Below are 6,545 nucleotides of genomic sequence, written 5' to 3'. Positions count from 1 at the left end.
CTCGCGGCTTCGTTGGACCAGCGAATGGGGGCAGGCCACGGCTATGGACGCTCCGGCGCGATCGGCTTCTGTCCATCCAAGTCGGCCTCGGCCGCCGCGATCGGGTCACTGTGGAGTGCGACGGCGGCCCTAATCGGCATCAGGGCAGGATCATCGAGAAGGTCCACACGGCCAGCGGTCGCGTCGTGGACAAGCCGGTAAGCCTTGCCCAGTCGGTGCAGCATCGGGTTGAGGACGCGCTCCGACTGAGCGACGAAGTCGAATACGTCGGACACGCGCTGCGGGATCTTGTACCCCGACTGGCTGCTCGCAAGCAGCACGTCGTTGTCACGTAGGCGCCCGATCGCTTGCCGGATCGGTCGTCTGCTGGGGTTCTGGGCCAAGCTGGGCTCGTGATCGCTGAGTGCTTCGACGATTTCGTGCGTGCCGACGTAGCTGTCATCTTCCTCCACCCTTGCTCGGTACAGCAGGTAGAGCAGGGCTCGCTTGGCACGTTCGGTGACCTCGTCCCCTGTCTCGCCGTCGAACCGCTCGAAGAACGTATCCGCGGCTTGGAGTGCGCAGCGGAAGACCGTCCGGTCGTCGGTGTCGGCGGAGGCGTCAGGCTCGAAGACCGGCGAATCCGTGGGCCAGACCTCGACCTGCATGCTGAGAGACCGGGATGCCGCGATCAGCGCCCGGCGGCCCTCCGGGGCGAGACTCCGATCGAGACACTGGCCGACGGTTCCGGCGACGATGTCTGCGACCTGCACCAGCGGTTCGTCACTGCTCCTGACGAACTCGACCTCGAACCCGCTGAAGAGCGTCGTAGGGTGCTTGCGCTCGAAGTAAGCCTTCATCTCCATCATGAACGTCGGGCTCCCGTGCTCGTCTGCCCTGACGATCACGCGCTGGTAGGCGCGGAGAAGGCGCGCGTAAAGCTTGTCGTGAAGGAACTTCTGGAAAGGCCTCTTGAAGATCAGGCCGGAGGCGGCGTCGATCTTCGTCTTGTCAACGGCGATGGCATAGGCGTGCGCGTCAAGAGCGGCGAGGTTTTCGATAACGCGACACCGACGCCGCACATCTCTCCCGATTCCTGAGGACTTCATCTCCGCACGGCCGAAGTGTTCAGCGCGGATGCGGTCTGCCGCCTCAGAAACGACGCCGCAGTCTCCCCTCGGCACGATTGCAACCATGACGAAGTGCGTAGGCACGTTCGGCTTGTCGAACGAGCGGCTGTGATCGCCGGAGGCGTCTACGAATGCGAAGCAGTCTGCCTGTTCTTGGTCGCGAGTTGAGCCGCCGAGGTCGGCTGCCATCGTGTCCCCCCCCCTCAAAATGAGCGACCGTCCGAAACCTTACTATGAACTGCACGAATTTGACGCGCGGGGCGAGGCCTGTCGTTACTGCGACATTCGTGCCGTGAAGATTCAGAACAGGGTCGGAAGAACGTGGCAAAGAACACGGCGAGTGGCTGATGTCGTGAGCGCAGGCCCTACGATTCGTTGCTGGCGTTCGCGTAAACGCCCGTAGGCCGTCATCGTGACTGTCTCGGCGTGACTCCTGCTCAGGATCACCTGCATCATCGAGCACACGATCGCTCAGCCGGAAGCGGGCCAGTCCGCTCCTTCGTGAAAGCGGCTCGGGGGACCGCCTGGCGATGCTCATCGTCCACTCCAGGACCATGCGCCGGGATTCCAGTTCGCGTCGAGAGCGCCCGCGAGCACAGGGTCGAGAAAGGACTGCACCGCCCTCGTGACGTCGGCGAGCGTGGCCCAGGAGAGCTCGTCTTCCCGCGCCATCGCCGCGTACGGAGTCTCCCACGCCGGCGGCGGCGCGGGAACCGACGACGGCAGCGGGTGGGTCTTGCGGAACGTGAAGGTCCGCTCGAACGCCGCACGCAGACTCTTGGCGTCGATCGCTTGCGCCGTCGCGAGCAGCGCCAGGTCGGGGAGGTCCTTCACCCGTGAGTTCGGGTGCGAGCGCGGCATCGTGTACGCGTGCAGCTTCTCGGCGATGTGGGTCGCGAGCGGGTAGAGCCGCAGCGTGGGCGGCGCGACGCCGGCGAACGCGAGAACGTCGTCGGCCACCAAGACGTCGGGCTCGCCGAGGATCGGATCGCCGAAGGCGACGTCCACTCCGAAGGGCTGGCCGTACACCTTTCCGGCGAGCCGGCACTCGGCACGAAACCGGAGCCCGTCGTACTGCATCCCGTCGTTCTGGATCGCGGGGTGATCATCGTCGGGGCCGACCTCGAAGGTCATGAAGTCGCCGAGGTCGCGGCGGCCGGCGGCCTGAAGCTCGGCGAGGATGGCGTCGGGCGAGCCCATCAGCCTCAGGTCGATGTCCTTCGTCGTGCGCGCCCGCTCGAGGCGAAGCTCCAGCGCGAGGCCGCCCTTGAGCGTGGCGGCGTCGCCGAGCGCGGCGACGATGCGCGCGAGAAAGCGATCGAACACCAGAAGCTGCCGCCTCCGGGCGAACTCGCCGCCGGTCTTCGTCGCCGACCGGAGGCGCCGCTCGAGAGCCTGCTTGAAGGCTTCGGGGGAGGAATAGGTGCGGGCCGTCACGCGCCGAGCCCTCCGAAGGGGCGCAGGGCCTCGTCCACGTCGCCGAGCTCCGCCTTCGCGGCGAGCCCCCGGCGAATGGCCTGCTGCGCGGCTTGGCGCAGCAGATCGGGGGCCATCGCTTCCCGGGCGCAGTCGTTCAGCGTTCGCCGAGGATTGGTGGCCGGCACCGCGCCGAACCAGGAGCGGTCCTCCGGCGGGACGTCGGCGTGGTGGAGGACGACGCCGGCCGGCACCCTGAACCGACGGCGTCGCCAGGCTTGCGGCAGCGTCAGATGCACGTTCGCCGGAAGCGCATCGGAAAGCCCGTGGAGAGCCAGCGCGGTCTGGTGCGAAACCACGCCGGCCCGCCCCGACCAGAGCCATGCGGTGATCAGCTCTTCGTGATCGCCGGCGGGGAAGTGGACGAGCCGGTAGATGCCTCGGCGTGTCCGCACGACCCGCCCGGCGCGGATGTGCTTGAGCAGAAGCTGGGTCGAGTAGCCGGCCTCGGCCGCCTGCCCGGTGGTGAAGTAGCCTTCCTGGGCGCTCGCCGTCTCGAACAGCAGGTCCCAGTCCGGCCTCTTGGGTCGGACGTTCATGCACGATTAGTAACTCTGGGTTTCGTTTCGTGCAAGCCCGTTCGAGCCCGAGTACGTTGCGCAACCCCAGGTGCGGCTACCGACGGTCACCGCTTCGGGTAGAGACGGCAAGGGCTGCGCTGTCCCCATCTCGCTGTCCCGCACCCGATTTCTTGGACACAAGCTCGTCCTCGCGCGTCCGCCCGGCGTGAGCAGGCCATCCGGGCTTCAACCAACAGTCTCGAGCAGTGCGAACGCGCGCGGCGGATCGCCGTGCGCGGCGGCGCGGGCCCCTCGCTGCTGCGGTAGAGGAGAGGTCGGCGGCGCGCCCGCGCCCTGACCGGAGTCGGTCGATTCCAGGCGAGTCGCCCTTGCCCTTGCGGAGGAGGGGGCATTACCGTTGCCTTGCCCGCGCTGCCGTGGGGGCGTGCACGGGGGGCTCCTCATGAAAGTCTTGTGGTCGTCTTTGCTGGGCGCGGCGATCGGTCTGTCGTGCGGCGGAGCGTCGGTCGCGCAGGGCGCGGCGCCCAATCCAAACGTGGTCCTTTCGGAATTGCAGGCGGCGAAGCCGGACCTCGCGTCGGCGCGCCGCGCGGCGGGGTTGACGCTCCCCGTTGAGATGGGCTCGCTGACGCTCGAAGAGGGCGTCGTCGTGCCGGCGACGCCGGTCGCCGGCGCGCCGCGGGCGTTCGTCTTCGTCGGCAAGGGGCGGTTCAAGTTCACGCCGCCCGACGCCGTCGAGCGGCGGCAGTTGGCGCTCTACACCGGCGGCGAGACGCTCGACGAGCCGGTGACGAGCGCGGTGATCGAGACGGCGGGGACGGAGATCCCGGCGGCGCTCGCGGCGCTTCCGGCGGCGGCCGTAGACGCGGCGCGCTCGAAGGAAGTTCGGGACGTCTACGCGGCGTGGAACGGCGGACTCGACCGGAAGCACGTCGGCGTCGAGACGTTGATGCTCGCGGCGCTGGTCGAGCCGCGCGGCGGCCTCGCGGCGACGGTGCTGGCGATGCACGGCGCGACGCTGAACGACTTCCATCTGCGGATCGATCCGACGGCGCGCGAGCAGGTTTCGCTGGGACAGTGGGTCCAGACCAAGAACGAAGCGAAGCCGCTGCGCGAGATCGAGGACTACTACCAGCAGGAACGGCGGCTCAAGCGGCTGCCGGACCACGTCGCGCTCGACTTCGCCGGGGCCGACGACGTCTGGGTTTCGGCGTCGCTGCGCGGCCCCGACGGGAAGGAGACGGCCGGCGTCCGCGGCTTCGCGGTCACGCGGTGCGCGCTCGACGCGACGCTCGATCCCTACTCCGGAACGATGACGACGAAGGGCCGCCTCTCGCTCGAGCCGCTCGGCGAGGGACGCCGCGCGGCGCGGTTCGCGCTCGCCGACGCTCTGCGGATCAAGTCCGTGCGCGCCGCGGGGCGCGACGTCTTCTTCCGGCAGAAGTACGGTGCGGCGCTCGTCGTCCTTCTCGAAGCGCCGGCCGCCGGCGCCGCGGTCGAGCTCGAGATCGAGTACGCCGGCAACGTCTTCGACCGCGTCTCCGGTCTCGCGTTCGCGCGCCGCGCGGCGCTCTGGTATCCGACGCAGGCCGAGGACCGCCCGACGTTCGACGTGACGTTCCGCTACCCGAAGTCGCTCGCGGTCGTCGCCGGCGGGCGCCGCGCGGCCGGAGGCGTCGGCGCGGACGGTCTCGCGTGGGAACGGCGGGAGACGACGCGGCCGTCGCGCCGCTTCGACTTCGAGGTCGGGGCGTTCAGGACGCTGGAGAAGACGGTCGGACACGTGACGGTGCGGTTGGCTCTCGACGCGCGCAGCGACGTCCTTCTCGGCGACCGGCGCGGCGGGATGCTCGACGCGGCGGCGTCCGCCGTCGCCTACTACGAGAAGACAATCGCCCCGTACCCGCTCGACGAACTGACCGTCGTCTCCTCGCTCGCGGGGAACGACGCCCTCGGCGATCCGAACGACTCTCTCCGCCCCGGGTACAGGCCCGACTTCGTCTCGCCGCGGACTCTGCGCGGCCCGCGCGGTTGCCTCGGTCTGACGGTGCTCTCGACGAACGCCGCCGTCTCGCGGGAGATCGCGCGGCAGTGGTGGGGGGAGATCGTGGACTTCGCCGGACCGCGCGACGAGTGGCTCGGCGAGGCGCTGTCGGCGTACGCGGCGCTGGCGCCGATGCGGGCGCAGCCCGGGATCTCCCTGCGGGACGACGTCGTGCGGATGGGCCGTCAGCCGCTCGCCGCCGTTTCTCCGAGTCCATCCTGGCCCGACGGCGCCGAGCCTCTCTCCTTCCGCGGCGTCCAGCGCAAGTGGAAGGTCGATCTCGCGGCGGCTCCCTTCGGCGGCGCGCGGCCGCTGGGCGAACACGGCGCGCTCGCCGTCGGGCGAAGCGCGCCGACGAGCTTCGACGAAGGCGGCGCGTGGGCCATTCCGATGCAGCAGATGATCCGCGAGGCGAAGGGCGCGCTGGTGCTCGGCTCGCTCGCCGCCGCGTTCCCCGACGACGCGTCGTTCCTCGCCGCGCTCTCGACCGTGGCGACGAAGAACGCGGGGCGCGCCGTCTCGACGGAGGAGTTCCTCGCGCAGTGCGGCGTCGCCGCGGGAACGGACCTCGGACCGCTGGCGCGGCCGTTGATCGACGGCGTCGGCCTGCCGGAGGTCTTCTACGACTACGAGGTCCGGCGGGCCGCGGACGGCAAGTGGATCGTCTCCGGCGCGGCGGAGGCGGCGCCGCCGGCGACGCCGCGCCTGGCCGTGCGGCGCACGGCGGGCGGCGCCTTCGACGTGGCGCGCGTCAAGCTCGACCGGCGGATGGACACTTCCTTCTCGCTCTTCGTGCCGATCGTCGTCGAGACGCGCGACGACCGCGGCGAGCTCCGCTCCGTGCCGGGGAAGGTGCTGCTGCGCGGCGCGAGGACGGAGTTCTCGGCGACGCTCGACGCCCGGCCGGAACAGGTGATCTTCGATCCGGACAGCTCGGTCTGCGCCCTGTTCCGGAACATGAAGGACGACCGCAAGCCGGCGCTCGCGGCCGCGGCGGGCCTCGCGGCGGACCGCGGCGAGAACGCCGAAGCGCGGCGGCTCTACGCGGCGGCGCTCGAGGCGGACATCCCGACGGACGGACCGGCGACCGCGAACGAACGCCGCGCGGCGAAGCGGCTGCGGTCCGATCTCGACGCGCGCGCGCGGATCGAGTTGCTCCGCCTCGATCTGGACGAGGGGCGGCTGCGGGAGGCGGAGGCCGCGCTCGCCGGGCTTCCGGCGAAGGAGCGGGCCGACGGCGAGGCGCGGCTCCGGTCGCTCCAAGGCCGGTCCGACCTCGCGTACAAGGCGCTCGCCTATCGGAGCCCGCTCATCGGCGCGACGCGGGACGACGCGCTGACGGCCGCGCTGCTCGCCGTCGCGGCCAAGCAGACCAACAACCTCGACGACTACGAA

General features: G+C 70.2%; 4 protein-coding genes. 1 reads left to right on the top strand and 3 read right to left on the bottom strand.

Annotated features, from left to right (window positions below; translation table 11 throughout):
- Positions 1 to 41: 41 nt before the first annotated feature.
- The 3 genes from LLG88_14395 to LLG88_14385 all read right to left on the bottom strand — a co-directional run bounded on the left by LLG88_14395 (position 42) and on the right by LLG88_14385 (position 3,124).
- Complete coding sequence (locus LLG88_14395) at positions 42 to 1,298, bottom strand: DUF3800 domain-containing protein (protein ID MCE5248099.1); 1,257 nt, start codon at positions 1,296 to 1,298, stop codon at positions 42 to 44.
- Positions 1,299 to 1,643: 345 nt separating this feature from the next.
- Complete coding sequence (locus LLG88_14390) at positions 1,644 to 2,546, bottom strand: nucleotidyl transferase AbiEii/AbiGii toxin family protein (protein MCE5248098.1); 903 nt, start codon at positions 2,544 to 2,546, stop codon at positions 1,644 to 1,646.
- The gene (locus tag LLG88_14385) at positions 2,543 to 3,124 is read right to left on the bottom strand and encodes a type IV toxin-antitoxin system AbiEi family antitoxin domain-containing protein (GenBank protein ID MCE5248097.1); all 582 of its coding nucleotides are present in this window, start codon (positions 3,122 to 3,124) and stop codon (positions 2,543 to 2,545) included. Before LLG88_14385 ends, LLG88_14390 begins: the two co-directional genes overlap by 4 nt.
- Before the next feature lie 424 nt (positions 3,125 to 3,548).
- Here LLG88_14385 and LLG88_14380 point away from each other — a divergent pair.
- A partial coding sequence (locus LLG88_14380) for a hypothetical protein (GenBank protein ID MCE5248096.1) occupies positions 3,549 to 6,545 on the top strand: 2,997 nt, incomplete at its 3' end.

Source organism: bacterium, assembly GCA_021372775.1.
Lineage (GTDB): Bacteria > Acidobacteriota > Polarisedimenticolia > J045 > J045 > JAJFTU01.
The sequence above is the reverse complement of the archived record's forward strand: the minus strand, read 5'-3'. Positions and strand labels throughout refer to the sequence as shown.